15 protein-coding genes are annotated in these 16,662 nt (G+C 67.2%); 3 read left to right on the top strand and 12 right to left on the bottom strand.

Going from position 1 to position 16,662, the window contains the following annotated elements:
- Position 1 precedes the first annotated feature (1 nt).
- From ACAG24_RS17295 to yajC, 5 genes are all read right to left on the bottom strand, one after another.
- Positions 2–565, bottom strand: a complete 564-nt coding sequence (locus tag ACAG24_RS17295) for an adenine phosphoribosyltransferase (protein WP_370473911.1) — start codon at positions 563–565, stop codon at positions 2–4.
- Positions 532–2,181, bottom strand: a complete 1,650-nt coding sequence (locus ACAG24_RS17290) for an ABC transporter substrate-binding protein (protein WP_370473910.1) — start codon at positions 2,179–2,181, stop codon at positions 532–534. The genes ACAG24_RS17295 and ACAG24_RS17290 overlap by 34 nt, the downstream gene beginning before the upstream one ends.
- A 6-nt stretch (positions 2,182–2,187) precedes the next feature.
- Positions 2,188–3,450, bottom strand: a complete 1,263-nt coding sequence (secF, locus tag ACAG24_RS17285) for a protein translocase subunit SecF (protein ID WP_370473909.1) — start codon at positions 3,448–3,450, stop codon at positions 2,188–2,190.
- A 3-nt stretch (positions 3,451–3,453) separates the two neighbouring features.
- On the bottom strand, positions 3,454–5,235 hold the full coding sequence (gene secD / locus ACAG24_RS17280; protein ID WP_370473908.1) for a protein translocase subunit SecD: 1,782 nt from the start codon (positions 5,233–5,235) through the stop codon (positions 3,454–3,456).
- A 64-nt stretch (positions 5,236–5,299) separates the two neighbouring features.
- A complete protein-coding gene (gene yajC, locus ACAG24_RS17275) occupies positions 5,300–5,647 on the bottom strand; it encodes a preprotein translocase subunit YajC (RefSeq protein WP_370473907.1) in 348 nt (115 codons plus the stop codon).
- Positions 5,648–6,068: 421 nt separating this feature from the next.
- On the opposite strand from yajC, the gene gabT reads away from it, so the two are divergent.
- Positions 6,069–7,412, top strand: coding sequence for a 4-aminobutyrate--2-oxoglutarate transaminase (gene gabT / locus ACAG24_RS17270; protein WP_370473906.1), 1,344 nt, complete (start codon positions 6,069–6,071; stop codon positions 7,410–7,412).
- A gap of 255 nt (positions 7,413–7,667) precedes the next feature.
- A complete protein-coding gene (locus tag ACAG24_RS17265) occupies positions 7,668–8,708 on the top strand; it encodes a GGDEF domain-containing protein (protein ID WP_370473905.1) in 1,041 nt (346 codons plus the stop codon).
- Between the two features lie 6 nt (positions 8,709–8,714).
- Here ACAG24_RS17265 and ACAG24_RS17260 read toward each other — a convergent pair whose 3' ends face one another.
- The gene (locus tag ACAG24_RS17260; protein ID WP_370473904.1) at positions 8,715–9,065 is read right to left on the bottom strand and encodes a hypothetical protein; all 351 of its coding nucleotides are present in this window, start codon (positions 9,063–9,065) and stop codon (positions 8,715–8,717) included.
- 322 nt (positions 9,066–9,387) lie between these two features.
- Between ACAG24_RS17260 and car the strand changes: the two genes are divergently transcribed.
- Entirely contained in the window at positions 9,388–12,870 is a 3,483-nt protein-coding gene (gene car / locus ACAG24_RS17255; RefSeq protein ID WP_370473903.1) for a carboxylic acid reductase, read from the top strand.
- Here the strand turns inward: car and ACAG24_RS17250 are convergent.
- The 6 genes from ACAG24_RS17250 to ACAG24_RS17225 all read right to left on the bottom strand — a co-directional run bounded on the left by ACAG24_RS17250 (position 12,867) and on the right by ACAG24_RS17225 (position 16,618).
- Positions 12,867–13,508, bottom strand: coding sequence for a hypothetical protein (locus ACAG24_RS17250; protein ID WP_370473902.1), 642 nt, complete (start codon positions 13,506–13,508; stop codon positions 12,867–12,869). The genes car and ACAG24_RS17250 overlap by 4 nt on opposite strands.
- A gap of 65 nt (positions 13,509–13,573) precedes the next feature.
- Positions 13,574–13,960 (bottom strand): DUF1304 domain-containing protein, encoded by a 387-nt coding sequence (locus tag ACAG24_RS17245; RefSeq protein WP_370473901.1) that lies wholly within the window; start codon positions 13,958–13,960, stop codon positions 13,574–13,576.
- 14 nt (positions 13,961–13,974) lie between these two features.
- Entirely contained in the window at positions 13,975–15,042 is a 1,068-nt protein-coding gene (ruvB, locus tag ACAG24_RS17240) for a Holliday junction branch migration DNA helicase RuvB (protein ID WP_445206204.1), read from the bottom strand.
- A 3-nt stretch (positions 15,043–15,045) separates the two neighbouring features.
- The gene (gene ruvA, locus ACAG24_RS17235) at positions 15,046–15,633 is read right to left on the bottom strand and encodes a Holliday junction branch migration protein RuvA (RefSeq protein ID WP_370473900.1); all 588 of its coding nucleotides are present in this window, start codon (positions 15,631–15,633) and stop codon (positions 15,046–15,048) included.
- A complete protein-coding gene (ruvC, locus tag ACAG24_RS17230; protein ID WP_370473899.1) occupies positions 15,630–16,220 on the bottom strand; it encodes a crossover junction endodeoxyribonuclease RuvC in 591 nt (196 codons plus the stop codon). The genes ruvA and ruvC overlap by 4 nt, the downstream gene beginning before the upstream one ends.
- 74 nt (positions 16,221–16,294) lie before the next feature.
- Positions 16,295–16,618 carry a hypothetical protein gene (locus tag ACAG24_RS17225; RefSeq protein ID WP_370473898.1) on the bottom strand — a complete coding sequence of 108 codons (324 nt, stop codon included), beginning with the start codon at positions 16,616–16,618 and terminating at the stop codon, positions 16,295–16,297.
- Between the last annotated feature and the right edge of the window lie 44 nt (positions 16,619–16,662).

The following is a 16,662-nucleotide window of genomic DNA, read 5'->3' as shown; positions in this document are numbered from 1 at the left end:
CTCAGACGGTGTACAGGCTGGTGACCTCGAGCGGTTCCACGACAGCGCGTCCACCGAGCGCCGTCAGCTCCATCATCACCACCGCGCCCGTCACATCGGCGCCCGCCTTCGTCAGCAGTTGGTGCGTCGCGGCAAGGGTTCCCCCGGTGGCGAGCACATCGTCGATCACGACGACGGAGCGGCCGGCGAGCTCGACCCCGTTGGCGGGCACTTCGAGGGTGGCCGAACCGTATTCGAGCGTGTAAGTCTCCCCGAGCACGGGCGGCGGCAGTTTGCCGCCCTTGCGGACGGCGAGCACGCCGATGCCGAGCGTGACCGCCACCGCGCCGCCCAGCAGGAACCCCCGCGCATCCACCCCGGCCACCAGGTCGGCGCCGCGCGCGCTGTCGGCGATCGCCTTGCTCACCGCCGCGAGGCCGTGCGCGTCAGCGAGCACCGGAGTGAGGTCCTTGAACTGGACGCCGGGTTCGGGGAAGTCGGGGACTTCGCGCATCAGCGATTTGATGACCTCGGCGATGTCTTCGTCTGCGCTCACTGACTCAGCTTCCAGCGGTCCATATTCCATCCCGCTCCCCATCGCGTCGGGTTACCACTCACCGCGAACATCTTCGTCGATGTGAGCAGTGTTCGCTGCTGACGGTACAGCGGGAGCGTCGGCATATCGCCCCAAAGGATCGGACCCGCCTCACCGAGCAGACGCGCCGTCTCCTTCGGATCGGAAGTGACGGCCAACGTCGCGATGATCGCGTCGATGCGTTCGTTGCGGTAGCGGGGCAGGTTGTTGCCGTTCGCGCTGTGCAACGTATAGGCGTCCATCGCCGACGAGCCCGACGATCCGCTGCCCGCCGCACCGCCGGTGCCGGCGATCAGCACGTCGATCTCGTTGTCGCGCAGCGCCAGCGGCCCGGTGTCCTCCCCCGCGGCCTCCTCGACGGTGATGCCTGCGGGCGCGCAGGCCTGTGCGATCGTGCCGACCACGGCGGCCAGTCGGGCGTTGGGTGACTGATAGCCGATCCGCACCCGCAGTGGCTGACCGCCCAGCGCCGCGCGGGCGGCCTCCGGGTTGCCGACCGCGAACTCGTCGGCCTGCGGGGTGGCTTCGGCGGCGCTGTACGCGTCCTCGGTGGCCGCGTTCAGCCGCGCGTTGGCCACCGGCACCTCGGCGTTGCGCGCGATCACGTCACGCGGGGTGCACAGCGCCAGCGCCCTGCGCGCAGGCACCGCCGCCAGCGGGCCCTGCGGGGCGAAGATCATCTGCTCGATACCGGCCGACGCGGAATCCGTGCGCACGTAGTCGTCGGGCAGGTTGAGGGTGCCCGACGATCCGGCCGCGATGTCGACGACGTCGTAGGCGCCCTCGTTCACCCGATCCTGCATGTCGGGCCTGCGGGGCCACACCGTGATCTCGGGGGTGACCGGTTTGGCGCCCCACCACTTGTCGTTGGCCACCAGGACGACCGCGCCGTCGGCGGTGACCGCCTCCAGCTTGTAGGGCCCCGAGGACGGGAACTTTTTCAGATCGAGATCCGGTGTCAGGTTCCAGGTGCTGTTCCACACCTGGGCGATCCGCTCGACGGCCGGACCGTCGTTGTTGAGCACTGCCGTCGCCACGGCGCCGTCGCCGAGACCCAGGACGTCGGCGATGACGTGCGCCGGCATCATCGACGTCGCCGTGAACAGCTGGCCGAAGTCGGTGAAGCCCCGCTCGGGGGCGAACGAGACCCTCGCCTTCTTCTGCCCCGGCGCGCAGTCGATGGTCGCGATGTCGGAGTAGCCCGCGCGGCTGGCGGCGTCGAACCACGGGAAGCGGCCCGACTGCGAGGCCCAGGCCAGCACCATGTCGTCACAGGTGATCGGTTTCCCGTCGGAGTACACCGCGTCCGGTTTGATCTCGTAATCGAGGATCAGCGGTGACCGCCCGACGACGGAGATCGAGCCGAAGTCGTGGTCGCCGACGATCTGACCGTCGGGGCCGTGATAGTTGAAGCCGGTCAGGACCCGGGCGAACGCCTGCGGGCCCCCCGAGGCCGCACCGGCGACCGTGTTGGTGTTGTAACTGATCAGCGCGCCGTCCACGGCGTAGTCGACCGAGTCGGCCGTCTGTTCCGAGCACGACGTGAGACCGAGTCCGCCCAGAAGGGCGAGTACCGCCGCAACGGCGACAGCGCGACGGCCAGCCATCGGCCGCTACCGGTTCCGCGGGGTGCGCTTACCCGAAGGTCGCCCGGTCCTGCTGCTGGTGGGCCGAACGGGTCGAGCGCCGGGCTGCGGCTTGTCGGGAGGCGGCGCCTGCGGCGCGGCGGCGACGGAGGCAGGCTCGGCGATGCCGTCGGCCGGCGCGTCGTCGGTCTCGATTCCCGTTGCCCTGGCCGCCGCGGTCTTGCGGCGGTTGAGGACCCTGCGGGTGTGCTTGCGCACCGCGTCGGTGCGTTCGCGCAGGCTGACCAGCAGCGGCGTGGCGAAGTAGATGGACGAATAGGTGCCGACGATGACGCCGACAAGCTGCACCAGCGCCAGGTCCATCAGGGTGCCGACGCCGAGGAGCCACACCGCGATCACCATCAGCGCGACAATCGGGAGGACCGAGATCAGGCTCGTGTTGATCGATCGCATGAAGGTCTGGTTCACGGCGAGGTTGGCCTGCTCGGCGAACGTCCGGCGCGTGCTGTGCTCGAAACCGTCGGTGTTCTCCTCAACCTTGTCGAAGACGATGACGGTGTCGTAGAGCGAGAAGCCGAGGATCGTCAACAGACCGATCACGGTTGCCGGGGTGACTTCGAAGCCGACGAGCGCGTAGACACCGGCGGTGACGACAAGGTCGAAGCCCAGGGTCGCGAGCGCTGCGATGGCCATGAACCGCTCGTAGCGGATGGTGATGTAGATGGCAGCCAACACCAGGAAGACCACCAGCGCGATGAGCGCCTTCTGGGTGATCTGACCACCCCACGTCTCGGAGACCGCCGAGTCGCTCACCGCTTGCTCGCTGGGCTGTCCATTGGATCCGACCGGCTGGAACGCGTCGAACAACGCGGTGCGCAACCTGATCATCTCGTCGTTGGACAGCGTCTCTGCGCGGATCTGGAACGTCGCGTCGTTGCCGCTGCCGACGACCACCACGGAGTCGGGCGCCCGGCCGATCGTGTCGCTGAAGACGGTCTCGACCTGCTGTGTGGTGGTCTGACCTTCGCCGCGCGGGAAGGACACCTTGGTGCCGCCCTCGAAGTCGATGCCGAAGGTGAACCCGCGAATGACCATGGCGCCGATGGCGATCGCGACGATCAGGCCGCTGATGGTGTACCAGAGCTTGCGCTTGCCCATCACCTCGAAGGCGCCGGTACCGGTGTAGAGGCGGACGAAGAAGCCGTGCTTGGACGCCTCACCCGGCGTCGACTCCAGGTCGGGCGCTTCCTGGGCGGTCGACTCTTCGTCGATGCGGTTCTTGGTGGCCATGGTCTATCCCCGTCCCGCCGCGTTCGCGGCAGCTCGGCGTTCGCGGGCGATCTGCTGGACGGCTCCCAATCCGTTGAGGGACGGCTTGGCCCAGGTCGGCGACTTCGACGCCATGTAGACCAGCGGCCACGTCACCAGGAACACGATGACGACGTCGAGGATGGTGGTCAGTCCGAGCGTGAACGCGAAGCCCTTCACCTGGCCGACGGCCAGGAAGTACAGCACCGCGGCGGCCAGGAACGTCACGGCGTTGCCGGACAGGATCGTCTTGCGCGCCCTCGCCCAGCCTCGTGGCACCGCGGACCGGAACGATCGTCCCTCGCGGATCTCGTCTTTGATTCGCTCGAAGAACACCACAAACGAGTCCGCCGTCATACCGATGCCGATGATCAGACCGGCGATGCCCGCGAGATCGAGCGTGTAGCCGATGTATCTGCCGAGGAGCACGAGGATGGCGAACACCATCGCGCCCGAGGCCACCAGCGACAGCGCGATCAAGGCGCCGAGCGCACGGTAGTAGAGCAACGAGTACAGCAATACCGCGGCCAACCCGACGGCACCGGCGATCAGACCCGCCCGCAGCGACGACAGCCCCAACGTCGCCGAGACGGTCTCGGCCTCGTTCGAATCGAACGACAGCGGCAACGAGCCGTACTTGAGCACGTTCGCCAGCTCACGGGCGGTGTCCTGCGTGAACTGTCCGGTGATCTGGGTGTTGCCGCCCGGGATCGGCTCGTTGATCACCGGAGCGCTGACAACCCGTGAGTCGAGCACGAAGGCCGTCTGTGTGCCGACGTTGGCGGCGGTGAAGTCCGCCCACGTCTTGGCGCCCGCGTCCTTGAACGACAGGTCCACGACATACTCGCCGGCCTGCTGATTCAGCCCGGAGGTGGCGTTCTCGATCTCCTCGCCGTTGATGATCGACTTGTCGAGCAGGTAGACCTCATTGCCGTCCTGCGAGCAGGTGATCAGCGGCAGGTTGGGGTCGTCGTTGCCGGCGAGCACGTCCTCCTCGCCGCAGCGGGTGGCCTGGAACTGCAGCGCCAGAATCTGGATGGCCTGCTCGCTGCTCTGACGCAGCTGCTTCTCATCCTGGATCTGCTCGGCGATCGGCCTGTCGCCGCGCTCACCGGGCAGCGCCGGAGGAGCTCCCGGTCCGGGAGGCGGCGCCTGCTGGGCCGGTGCCGGCGCGGGCGTGGGCTCCGGCGACGGAGCCGGCTGCTGCGGAAACGGGCGCGGTTGCGGAGCGGCGGGTCCGCCGGCCGGCGGCACGCCGGGGGCGGCGCCTCCCGGAGGCATACCAGGGATGGCACCCGGCGGCATGCCGGGGATCGCGCCGGGGGGCATGCCCGGGATCGCGCCCGGTGGCGTGCCCTCCGGTCCGGCCTCCGGCGGCGGCTGCTGGCCCGCGGGGATCACATGGATCACGGGGCGGATGTACAGGCGTGCTGTCTGGCCGAGGCTGCGGGCTTCGCTGGTGTCGTCGCCGGGGACGGTGATCACCAGGTTGTTGCCGTCGATGATCACCTCGGAGCCCGAGACGCCGAGGCCGTCGACGCGGGAACTGATGATCTCCTGGGCCTGGATCAGCGACTCGCGCGACGGCTGAGAGCCATCGGGCGTGCGGGCGGTCAGGGTGACGCGGGTGCCACCCTGTAGGTCGATGCCCAGTTTGGGGTCCGGCTTCTTGTCCCCGGTGAGAAACACCAGCAGGTAGGCGCCGATGAGCAGCACCAGGAACAGCGCCAGGTAGCGGGCAGGGTGAACCGTCGAAGACGATGCCACGTGTCAGAGTCTCCTCGAGATCAGGTCGTCAGCACCGCAAAGAGTACGTGCTGCAGCTGAGATCTCAGCCGTCAGTCTTCTCGTTCGGGCTCTTCGTCAGCTCGACGCCCGACGATTCGGTCTCGTTGAAGGTGTCATCCTCGTCGTCTTCGACCTCGTCGACGATGCGGTCGCGCACTGCGAGCTTCATCCACGTGGTGACGACGCCGGGTGCGATCTCCAGATCGATGTAGTCGTCGCCGATGCCCGTGATCGTGCCCTGCAGACCCGATGTGGTGTGGATACGATCGCCGATCGCGAGCGAATTGTGCAGATCGATGGTGGCCTGCATTGCCTTCTTCTGGCGCCTTGAGGCGAAGAACATGAATGCGCCCATGATGATGAGCAGGGGCAGGAATACGACCAGATCCATGGCGGCAGTGTCTTTCTAGGTCTCTACGAGATCTTCGAGTTTCGTGTGAATTTTCGGGTGTCGTGATGGTGCGCGCGGAGATCCCGGACCAACGGAGGCGGGAGCCCGTCGTACGTGACTCAGTTGTCCAGTGTGCCATCAGCGGCGCCCGGGTCCGTGCCCCCCGGTCTGCGGGAGACTTCGGAGAAGAGATCCAGCGGCGCACCGTGCGCACGCATCACGAGGAGCACGGTGCGCACAGACCACAAGGAGCACCCGCAGCCACGCCACGGATTTCGTTGCCTGTGAGGGCCCATACCGCTGATTCCGCTATCAAGTGGCACGGTCGTCGCCGGATCAGTGCACGCAACGGCTACGCTCGAGCAGCACGCACAGTCGTCGATTTCTTCTGTTTCTCCACGGCTCCCCAAGGAGGTCTCCTGTGAGCGCTCTCGAACAGAGCCGCCACCTCGCCACCGACATCCCCGGCCCCCGGTCGACGGAACTGATCGCGCGCAAGAGCGCTGCGGTGGCCCGAGGGGTCGGCAACACCATGCCCGTCTACACGGCGCGTGCCTTCGGCGGCATCGTCGAAGACGTCGACGGCAATCGATTGATCGATCTCGGGTCGGGTATCGCGGTCACCACGATCGGGAACGCCTCCCCCAAGGTGGTGGATGCGGTGGCCGAACAGGCGGCCAAGTTCACGCACACCTGCTTCATGGTCACCCCCTACGAGGGGTACGTGGCGGTCGCCGAGGCTCTCAACCGTCTCACCCCCGGCGACGGCGACAAACGCTCGGCGCTGTTCAACTCCGGCTCGGAGGCCGTCGAGAACGCCGTCAAGATCGCCAGGACGTTCACCGGCAAGCAAGCCGTCGTCGCGTTCGACCACGCCTACCACGGCCGCACCAACCTGACGATGGCCCTGACCGCGAAATCGATGCCCTACAAGCACGGTTTCGGCCCGTTCGCGCCGGAGATCTACCGGGCGCCGCTGTCCTATCCGTTCCGCGACGCGGAATTCGGCGGCAAGGAACTCGCGACCGATGGCGAACTCGCCGCCCGGCGGGCGATCTCGGTGATCGACAAGCAGATCGGCGCGGGCAATCTGGCCGCGGTGATCATCGAACCGATCCAGGGCGAGGGCGGCTTCATCGTTCCCGCCGAGGGTTTTCTGCCGACGTTGCTGGACTGGTGCCGGGCCAACGATGTGGTGTTCATCGCCGACGAGGTGCAGACCGGGTTCGCGCGCACCGGCGCCTGGTTCGCCTGCGAGCACGAAGGCATCGTGCCCGACCTGATCGTCACCGCGAAGGGCATCGCGGACGGCCTGCCGCTGTCGGCCGTCACCGGCCGCGCCGACATCATGGATGCCCCGCATGTCAGTGGACTCGGCGGCACCTACGGCGGCAATCCCATCGCCTGCGCGGCCGCGTTGGCCACCATCGAGACGATCGAGGCCGACGGACTGGTCGCGCGTGCCGCCCAGATCGAGGCGCTGATGAAGGACAAGCTGGGCCGGATGCAGGCCGAGGACGACCGGATCGGCGACGTCCGCGGCCGGGGGGCGATGATCGCGGTCGAACTCGTCAAACCGGGCACCACCGAACCCGATGCGGAGCTGACGAAGAACCTCAGCACGGCGGCGCACCAGGCCGGTGTGATCGTGCTGACCTGTGGCACCTACGGCAACGTGTTGCGGTTCCTGCCGCCGCTGGCCATCAGCGACGAACTCCTGATCGAAGGCCTTGACGTCCTGGAGCTCATCCTCCGGGACCTCTGACCGCGCAGCGACCACGGCCGCGCACCCCAGCCAACCTCGGCGGCCAATGGGCGTGCGCGACCAGCAACGTGTGATGCCCTTCACAAACTGACGTGTTTGCAGTTAGACCACATGGGGGTAGCGCTCAGAATTGACACCAGCGAAGGGCGATGTGCGGAAATCCCTTGAGTAGACAGGTTTTCAGCTAACGGTTAGCCTGCTCGCGTGACGCGCGGTATAGACCACTGGTGGCGATCGCCGGACCATCATCGGCTGATGACCAGATACCTCGCGCGGCGGCGCCTGCAGCGTGCCGTGCAGGCCTTGTCCGCCGCAGGAACGGCCGCGTACGGAACGGCCGCGACGGCGATGCTGTTCAGTCCGCACGGACCGCAGGGCGGGCCCGCAGTCGCCCTGTGCATCACGGTGGTGGCGTTCTCGGCGTTCATCTCGGCGTACTGGATGACGCGGTGGCCGACCGTCCGCGCGTCGATCGCCATCGTGGTGCTGTCACTGATAGGGCTGATCCTCGTCTGCTCTGCCCAGTCCAGTCCTGAGGCCGGCCTGCTGGGATCCACCGGTTTCGCCGTGTTGGCCGGTTATGTCGCGTTCGTTCACAGCGCCCGCCTCCTCGCCCTCGTCATCGCAGGAGGTGTCGCCACCGTCTCGCTCTGTGTCGTCCGGCTCGCACTGGCGGGAGATATCGCAATGGCGCTCAGCATCATTCCGGTGGCGGTCGTGGCACTGGTGATCCTGCCTTTCGCCGGGCAGTTACTGGCGCGGCTGCTCGGCGCCGACGCCCACCGGTCCGACACCGACGCACTCACCGGCCTTCTCAACAGGCATGGATTTCGCAGCGCGGCAGACGAACTCGCGCAGCAGCTGGCGCGGACCGCCGGCGGACGACTGACGATCGCCCTGGTCGACCTAGACCACTTCAAGCGGATCAACGACACTCTCGGGCACATGACCGGAGACCGGGTTCTGTGCGATGTCGGGGCGGCGCTGCGGGCGGCCGCCGACGACGGTGCCCTCGTGGTCCGATTCGGCGGTGAGGAGTTCCTCATCGCCGAAGTGCAGTCGGGTGCGCGATGCGATCTCGGCGACCGTGTTCTCGCTGCACTCGACGACGGCAAGTTCGGCGTCACGGCGAGCGTCGGGGTCGACAGCGCCACGCGCCTGCCCCGGGACCCGCGCGCCATCCGGGCCGCTCTCGACCGGTTGGTTGCCAGGGCCGATGCCGCCATGTACACGGCAAAGCGGTCCGGGGGGAATGCGGTCTGTCACGCCGGGGTACGGGACGCCGCGGCGGCCTGACTGCGCCTAGGACGTCAGGAGGTCGACGACTATCGCCCTGATCTCGTCCGCGGTCAACCCGCCACCGTCGACTTCGACGGCCACCAGATCGGACACGAGATCCTCACCGGGGCAACGGCAGCGGTCGGCAACCAGAACGTCGACGTAGCCGCCGATCGCGTCGCGGCAGTTCGCGACATCCAGTCTCCTGGCAATCCCCAGCCAATCCCGCGGCGGCACACCGAGCGCCACGAGAAGCCCGTGCAGTCGTTCGCCCAGAACGATGACCGCAGGATCATCAGCGGTGGCGACCGGCAGTCGGGCGGCCACCATGCGGGGCACCGTGTCCATCTCGACGTTCATGTCGTTTCCCGCCATGCTTCCACGCTAGCGCCGCGAACATCTCGACGAGCATCTCCCGTGTCCCGGAAAGGCACGGCCAAAAATCGGAAGCTGTTCTGTACGAACATTATTCGATTATCCGACACAGCTCGATCAGCGTCGATGGGTGTCGAGCGACACATCGGACCGTACTGAGCGATTGCCGTCACAGTGGCCTCCCTGCATCCACACCACACTCACAGCGCTTTGACAGGCCGATACCGCTATTTCACGGAATACCTTGGGATTCACCGACGTAGCAATTCGTAGGCGCAGCGTTGCGCCGCCTTTCCCTTCTAATTGTCTTCGAGGAGGCATCATGTCGACTCGCGAGGATCACCTCGAGCGCCGCATCACCACTTTGTATTCCACCGATCGTCAATTCGCCGCAGCCGCGCCCGACCCGGCCGTCGCTGCCGCCCTCGACGCACCCGACATGAGTCTTGGCTCCATCGTCGCGACGGTGTTCGACAGGTATGCCGATCGACCCGCGTTGGGACAGCGCGAGATTCGGTTCGTCGAGGATCCTGCCACCGGGCGAACCTCCACGGAGCTGCTGCCTGCGTTCACGACGCTCACTTACGCCGAGGTGTCAGAGCGGGCCCGCGCCCTCGCCGATGCACTCACCGAGGTCCGACCCGGCGACCGCGTCGCCCTCCTCGGGTTCACCAGCGTCGACTACGCGACCATCGACATCGGCTTGATACTGCGCGGCGCCGTGTCCGTGCCGTTGCAGACCGCATCTGCGGTGCCGGCACTGCGGCCCATCATCGCCGAGACCGAACCCGTGGTGATCGCCTCGTCCATCGACTACCTCGACGACGCGCTGGATCTCGCCGCGGGCGCGCCGACCGTGACCCGCATCATCGTCTTCGACTACCTGCCGCAGGTCGACGACCAGCGAGACGCGCTGGAAGCTGCACGCGAGCGTCTCGACCACGCTGGCAGCGCCATCACGGTGGCAACTTTGTCCGACGTCATCGCAGGCTGCGCAACGACGGCGCAGCCGTCCGTCTCCCCCGACCTCGACGCGCTGGCGCTGTTGATCTACACCTCGGGCAGCACGGGAGCCCCCAAAGGTGCGATGTACACCCAGCAGATGGTGGCCAACGTGTGGCGGCCGTCTGGCCGTGCCCGCTGGGGCGATCGCGGCGCAGACCCATCGATCACCTTGAACTTCATGCCGATGAGCCACGTGATGGGCCGGATGCAGCTCTACGGCACGCTCGGGTCCGGCGGGACGGCCTATTTCGCTGCCAGAAGCGATCTTTCGACGTTCCTCGACGATCTGGCACTGGTCAGGCCCACACAGCTGTCGTTCGTCCCGAGAATTTGGGACACCATCTACGCCGAGGTCGCCAAAGAACTCGAGAGCCGCAGCGAGTCCGAGGCCGAGATCTACGCCGAGGTGCGTCAGAATCTGCTCGGCGGCCGGTATGTGACTGCCCTCTCGGGTTCGGCGCCCCTGTCGGCGGAGATGAAGCGCTTCGTCGAAGAACTCCTGGATCTGCATCTGACCGACGGCTACGGATCGACCGAAGCGGGCATGGTGTTCATCGACGGACAGGTGCAGCGTCCGCCGGTGGTCGACTACAAGCTGGCCGACGTCCCCGACCTCGGCTACTTCCACACCGATCGGCCGCACCCGCGCGGTGAGCTTCTGGTCAAGTCCGACAGCCTGTTTCCCGGCTACTACCGGCGGCCTGAGGTGACAGCCGAGATGTTCGACGACGACGGGTACTACCGGACGGGCGACGTCGTCGCCGAGACCGGGCCCGACCAGTTGGTCTATCTCGACCGGCGCAACAACGTTTTGAAACTGTCCCAGGGCGAGTTCGTCGCCGTCTCCAGATTGGAGGCGATATTCGGCGACAGCCCGCTGATCCGCCAGATCTACCTCTACGGCAACAGCGCCCGCCCCTACCTGCTCGCGGTGGTCGTCCCCACCGAGGCGGCCTTGGCACTCGACGATGTGAAGGCGCTCATCGGTGAATCGCTGCACAGCATCGCGAAGGCCGCGGACCTGCAGTCCTACGAGATACCGCGCGACTTCCTGATCGAGGCCACGCCGTTCACGCTGGAGAACGGCTTGCTGACCGGCATCCGCAAACTGGCGCGGCCCAAATTGAAGGAACGCTATGGCGATCGGCTCGAAACGCTGTACTCCGAACATGCCGAAGGACAAGCTGAGGAACTTCGCGCACTCCGTCTGGCCGGTGCCGACCGGCCAGTGCTGGAGACGGTGAGCCGCGCCGCCGGAGCGCTGCTCGGTACCGGAGCCGGCGACCTGCGACCCGATGCACATTTCACCGACCTGGGCGGAGATTCGTTGTCTGCGTTGACATTTGCGAATCTCCTACGGGACATCTTCGAAGTCGACGTTCCTGTGGGCGTCATCGTCAGCCCCGCGACAGACCTGCGCGCCCTCGCCGGCTACATCGAAGCAGAAAGCGAAAATGGTTCGGCAAGACCCACTTTCGCGTCTGTACACGGCGAGGGCGCTACCCAGGCACACGCTCGCGACCTGACCCTCGACAAATTCATCGACGCGGCAACCCTGGCGCAGGCCCCTGAATTACCGGGGCCCCGAAGCGAGGTGCGCACCGTCCTGCTGACCGGGGCGACCGGTTTCCTGGGCCGCTATCTCGCGCTCGAATGGCTGGAACGGCTGTCCATCGTCGGCGGCACGCTGGTCTGCCTCGTCCGAGCCAAAGACGACGAGGCAGCGCGCGAAAGGCTCGCGAACACCTTCGACAGCGGCGACCCGCGACTGCTGGAGCACTACCGGCGCTTGGCCGACGGCCACCTTGAGGTCATCGCGGGTGACAAGGGGGAGCCGGATCTGGGACTGGACCCGCGGACATGGCAACGGCTCGCCGACACGGTCGATCTCATCGTCGACCCCGCCGCTCTGGTGAACCATGTGCTTCCCTACAGCCAACTCTTCGGACCGAATGCAGTCGGCACCGCCGAACTGATCCGCTTGGCTCTGACCACACACCTCAAACCGTTCATCTATGTGTCCACGATCGGCGTCGGGGCGGGTATCGAGCCCGGCAAGTTCACCGAACACGGTGACATCAGGCAGATCAGCGCCACCCGCGCCGTCGACGACACCTACGCCAGCGGCTACGGCAACAGCAAGTGGGCGGGCGAGGTGTTACTCCGAGAAGCCCACGACCTGTGCGGGCTTCCGGCGGCGGTGTTCCGGTGCGACCTGATTCTGGCGGACACCAGCTACGCAGGTCAGCTCAACGTGCCCGACATGTTCACCCGGCTCATGCTGAGCCTGGTCGCCACGGGTGTGGCGCCGGATTCCTTCTACCAGACGGATGCGGACGGTCAGCGGCAGCGGGCCCACTATGACGGTCTCCCCGTCGAATTCATCGCCGAGGCGATCTCCACGCTCGGAGCGCTTGTCGGCACGGACTCGATCTCGGGCTTCGAGACCTACCACGTCATGAACCCCTACGACGACGGCATCGGACTCGACGAGTTTGTCGACTGGATCATCGAGGCCGGTTACCCGGTGCGGCGCGTAGGCGACTATGCGACGTGGTTGCAGAGATTCACGATGTCGGTCAACGCACTCCCCGACCGCCAACGGCGGGCCTCGCTGCTGCCGCTGTTGCACAACTACCAGCGGCCGGAAATACCGATTCGCGGCTCGATCGCCCCGACCGATCACTTCCGATCGGCGGTTCAGGACGCAAAGATCGGGCCCGACAAGGACATTCCGCATGTCAGCCGCCAGGTCATCGTCAAGTATCTGACGGATCTGGAGCTGCTCGGCCTGCTCTAAATCGGGAGCTTGTCCCGGACACGCCGGCGGCGACGCCCAAACAGGCCGGTCCGCCGGCGTTCCGCCGGCTCGTCCGCCGTGGCGGGCTGATCCCACGAGGTGGTGTGCTGCGTCGCGACAGGGTCGACGGTCTGGGTGTGGGCCTCGCGGTAAGCGATGTCGCGGGCCGTGCGGACCGACAGCCGGCCCGCGGCGAGCGCACCGAGGAAGACGATGAGCGCGCCGAGGCCGGAGAAGTACGTGAGCTCGAGCCACACCCGTTGCGCCTCGTCGGCGGCCACCGGCTGGCCGGCGTCGCCCAGACCCAGCGGACCTGCCACGGCCCGCCCGACGACGAACCACGCGCCCGCGGCCACCGCCATCCAGCTGCCGAGCATCGCCGTCGCGCGATTGCGCGACGCGAACATCAGCAGGCCGCCGACGACGGCCACTACGCCGGGCAGCACCTGCAGCCAGCCGCGGCCCATGGTCCATGCCCACGGACGGTCGGGGCTGAACGCGAAATCGAAGAGCGGGCCGATGAACGGGACGAGAGCGCCCCAGATTCCCAGCAGCACTACCAGCAGACCGCTGACCGCGCCGCGACTGCGCGGGATCTTCATAGAGCCCCGGCGCGCCCGGGTCGTTGTGTCAACCATGGTTCCTCCTCAGACGAGTGCACAGCGAGTACCCAGACACCCCCGGAGGTAACCGGCGGACGGCGCTACAACGCCAGCCCGATCGCGGTCAACACCGTGGCGACCAGGGGCAGCGCCCCCTGGGTGACGGCGGCGCGGGCCTTGTCGCGGGCGGAGACCAGCAGGACGACGGCGGCGGCCAGCATCGACCCCACGCCTGCGAACACCAGCGCGACCCCGACGGCTGTGGCACCGGTGAATGCGGCGACGACTCCGACGACTGTGACGATGCCGAGGAACAGGTTGTAGAAGCCCTGGTTGAAGGCGAGCAGCTTCGTGGTCTGCGCTTCGTCCTCGGTCATGCCGAACACCGCCCGGGTCCGCGGCGAGGTCCACGTGACGGACTCCATCACGAAGATGTAGCCGTGCAACAGGGCCGCGAGAAGCGCCACGATCAGGCCGGCCGTCACCATGTGTCCTCCTCGTGTCAGTCGAACAAGCCGACCTGGCCGAGACCCCCGGCACCGGCCGGCGGAGTCATCCCCAGGTGCGTCCAGGCCTGTGCCGTTGCGACGCGGCCGCGGGGTGTGCGCGCGATCATCCCGGCTCGCACGAGGAAGGGCTCGCAGACCTCCTCGACCGTCGTGGCCTCCTCACCGACGGCCACCGCAAGGGTCGACACCCCCACCGGCCCGCCGCCGAAACTGCGTGTCAGCGCGGACAGCACCGCACGGTCGAGCCGGTCGAGCCCGAGCTCGTCGACGTCATACACCTCCAGCGCGTACTTGGCGATGTCCCGTGTGATGACACCGTCGGCGCGCACCTCGGCGTAGTCACGGACGCGGCGCAACAGACGGTTGGCGATACGCGGCGTGCCGCGGGACCGGCGCGCGATCTCCGCACCGGCCTCAGCGCCGAGCTCGATACCGAGAATTCCGGCCGAACGGGCCAGCACGCGCTCCAGCTCGACGGGCTCGTAGAAGTCCATGTGCGCGGTGAAGCCGAACCGGTCGCGAAGCGGACCGGTCAAGGCGCCGGAGCGGGTGGTCGCTCCGACGAGCGTGAACGGCGCCACCTCCAGCGGGATCGACGTCGCGCCAGGACCTTTGCCGACGACGACGTCGACCCGGAAGTCCTCCATGGCGAGGTAGAGCATTTCTTCGGCAGGCCGGGCTATCCGGTGGATCTCGTCGATGAAGAGCACGTCGTGTTCGACGAGGTTCGACAACATGGCGGCCAGGTCGCCTGCTCGTTCCAGCGCGGGCCCGGATGTGACGCGCAGCGACGTTCCGAGCTCCGCGGCGATGATCATCGCCAGCGACGTCTTGCCCAGCCCGGGCGGCCCGGACAGCAGGATGTGGTCGGGGGTGCCGCCGCGGTTCTTGGCACCCTCCAGGACCAGCTGCAGCTGTTCCCGCACGCGGGGTTGGCCGATGAACTCCCCCAGCGACCGCGGGCGCAGGCTGGCGTCGATGTCGCCCTCGCCGACCGTCAGCGCCGGCGACATCTCCCGGTCGTCGGGCTCGTTCTGGGCGTCCTCGGTGAACCGACCCACCGCCTACTTCTTTCCCAGCATCGACAGGGCGGCACGCAACGCGCTCGACGTGGTCGCCTCTGGATCGTTGGCCAGCACCTTGTCCGTGGCCTCTTCGGCCTGTTTGACCGCAAAGCCCAGACCCACGAGCGCCTCCACCACGGGGCCTCGAATGCCGTGCCCGCCTGCCGAAGACAAACCGGAGGCGCCCGGCGTTCCAACCTTGTCGCGCAACGTCAGGACGAGTAGTTCCGCGGTTTTCTTGCCCACCTTGGGAATTCGGGTCAGCGCGGTGACGTCGCCGTCGCCGATCGCCTGGCGCAGGGCGGGGCCGTCGTACATGGCCAGGGCGCCGAGGGCGATGCTCGGCCCGATTCCCGACACCCCGAGCAGGATCAGGAAGAGGTCGCGGGCATCGGAGTCGGCGAATCCGTACAGGGTCTGCGAATCCTCGCGCACGATCATCGCGGTGATCAGCCGGGCCTCGGTGCCCCGGCGCAACGTCGCCAGCGTCGACGGGGTGGCCATCACCTTGTAGCCGACGCCCGCCGCCTCGATCACGACGTGGTCGAGCGCGATGTCGAGTACCTCTCCCCGCACCGATGCGATCATCGTGCGCTCTTCGACATCGGGCTCGCCTTGGATCCCGCTGCCGCCTTCAGCGTCGCCCTGTACTTTCGGCGCTGTTCGGCCGCCATCTCCTCGGCGGCGGCCATGCGCGAGATCATCGGCGCACGCCAGCAGTGACAGATGGCGAGAGCCAATGCGTCGGCCGCGTCCGCTGGCGTCGGCTTTTGTTGCAGCGCAAGGATTCTGGTCACCATCTCGGTCACCTGAGCTTTGTCCGCGCGCCCGTTGCCGGTGACTGCGGCCTTGACCTCACTCGGAGTGTGGAAGAACACGTCGATGTCCCGGCGGGCGGCAGCCAGCGCTATGACCCCGCCGGCCTGAGCGGTGCCCATCGCGGTGTTGGCGTTCTGGTTGGAGAACACCCGCTCGATCGCGATGACGTCGGGCCTGTGGGTGTCGAGCCAGTGCTCGACGGCATCGCTGATCGCGAGCAGCCGGTGGGCCAGCGGATGATCGGACGGGGTGCGCACGACGTCGACGTCGAGAGCGATGACCTGACGGCCGCGCCCGCTCTCGATGACCGACAGCCCGCACCGGGTCAACCCCGGGTCGACTCCCATCACCCGCACGCCGTTTCCTCCCAAGAGAACATTTGTTCGAGAGCTTAGCCGTGCGGGGCGACCACGACGGGCAGGGACACGCGTCAGATGGCGAAATGCCCGGAGCGCCAGCCCTGAGACAACTGGAGCATGAGCTCGGCCACGCGGCCGCCGGAGCGATGCCAGCCGCGCACGAGCTCGCGATCGACCTCCTGGTGATCGCGCCGCACGACGACGACCCACCGTGCCCCGAGGAACTTGGTGAGCAGCCAGAACGGCCACAGCAGCACGAACGGCAGGAAGAGGATGAGCGCAATCGCCCAGCCGAAGAAATCGAAGTTGTCGAGCAGCGCTTCCAGCGACGGGAACGGCCACAGCTTGCGGTGCACCGACCACTGCACGCCCGATGGATCCGTGAGGACTGGCATGGGCGAAGCATAGGGGCGAACCACCGCCATGACCGGGCAATGAC

The sequence above is a fragment of the Mycobacterium bulgaricum genome, assembly GCF_041287165.2.
GTDB lineage: Bacteria > Actinomycetota > Actinomycetes > Mycobacteriales > Mycobacteriaceae > Mycobacterium > Mycobacterium bulgaricum.
This window is presented reverse-complemented; position numbering and strand designations above follow the sequence as displayed.

What these genes read in the sequence shown, in the direction of transcription:
- secF (WP_370473909.1), bottom strand. Translation starts at nt 3,450, where the DNA reads ATGGCCACCAAGAACCGCATCGACGAAGAGTCGACCGCCCAGGAAGCG.
- ACAG24_RS17250 (WP_370473902.1), bottom strand. Translation starts at nt 13,508, where the DNA reads ATGGTTGACACAACGACCCGGGCGCGCCGGGGCTCTATGAAGATCCCG.
- ruvA (WP_370473900.1), bottom strand. Translation starts at nt 15,633, where the DNA reads ATGATCGCATCGGTGCGGGGAGAGGTACTCGACATCGCGCTCGACCAC.
- ACAG24_RS17225 (WP_370473898.1), bottom strand. Translation starts at nt 16,618, where the DNA reads ATGCCAGTCCTCACGGATCCATCGGGCGTGCAGTGGTCGGTGCACCGC.
- car (WP_370473903.1), top strand. Translation starts at nt 9,388, where the DNA reads ATGTCGACTCGCGAGGATCACCTCGAGCGCCGCATCACCACTTTGTAT.
- ACAG24_RS17265 (WP_370473905.1), top strand. Translation starts at nt 7,668, where the DNA reads ATGACCAGATACCTCGCGCGGCGGCGCCTGCAGCGTGCCGTGCAGGCC.
- yajC (WP_370473907.1), bottom strand. Translation starts at nt 5,647, where the DNA reads ATGGATCTGGTCGTATTCCTGCCCCTGCTCATCATCATGGGCGCATTC.
- ACAG24_RS17245 (WP_370473901.1), bottom strand. Translation starts at nt 13,960, where the DNA reads ATGGTGACGGCCGGCCTGATCGTGGCGCTTCTCGCGGCCCTGTTGCAC.
- ACAG24_RS17290 (WP_370473910.1), bottom strand. Translation starts at nt 2,181, where the DNA reads ATGGCTGGCCGTCGCGCTGTCGCCGTTGCGGCGGTACTCGCCCTTCTG.
- ACAG24_RS17260 (WP_370473904.1), bottom strand. Translation starts at nt 9,065, where the DNA reads ATGGCGGGAAACGACATGAACGTCGAGATGGACACGGTGCCCCGCATG.
- ACAG24_RS17295 (WP_370473911.1), bottom strand. Translation starts at nt 565, where the DNA reads ATGGAATATGGACCGCTGGAAGCTGAGTCAGTGAGCGCAGACGAAGAC.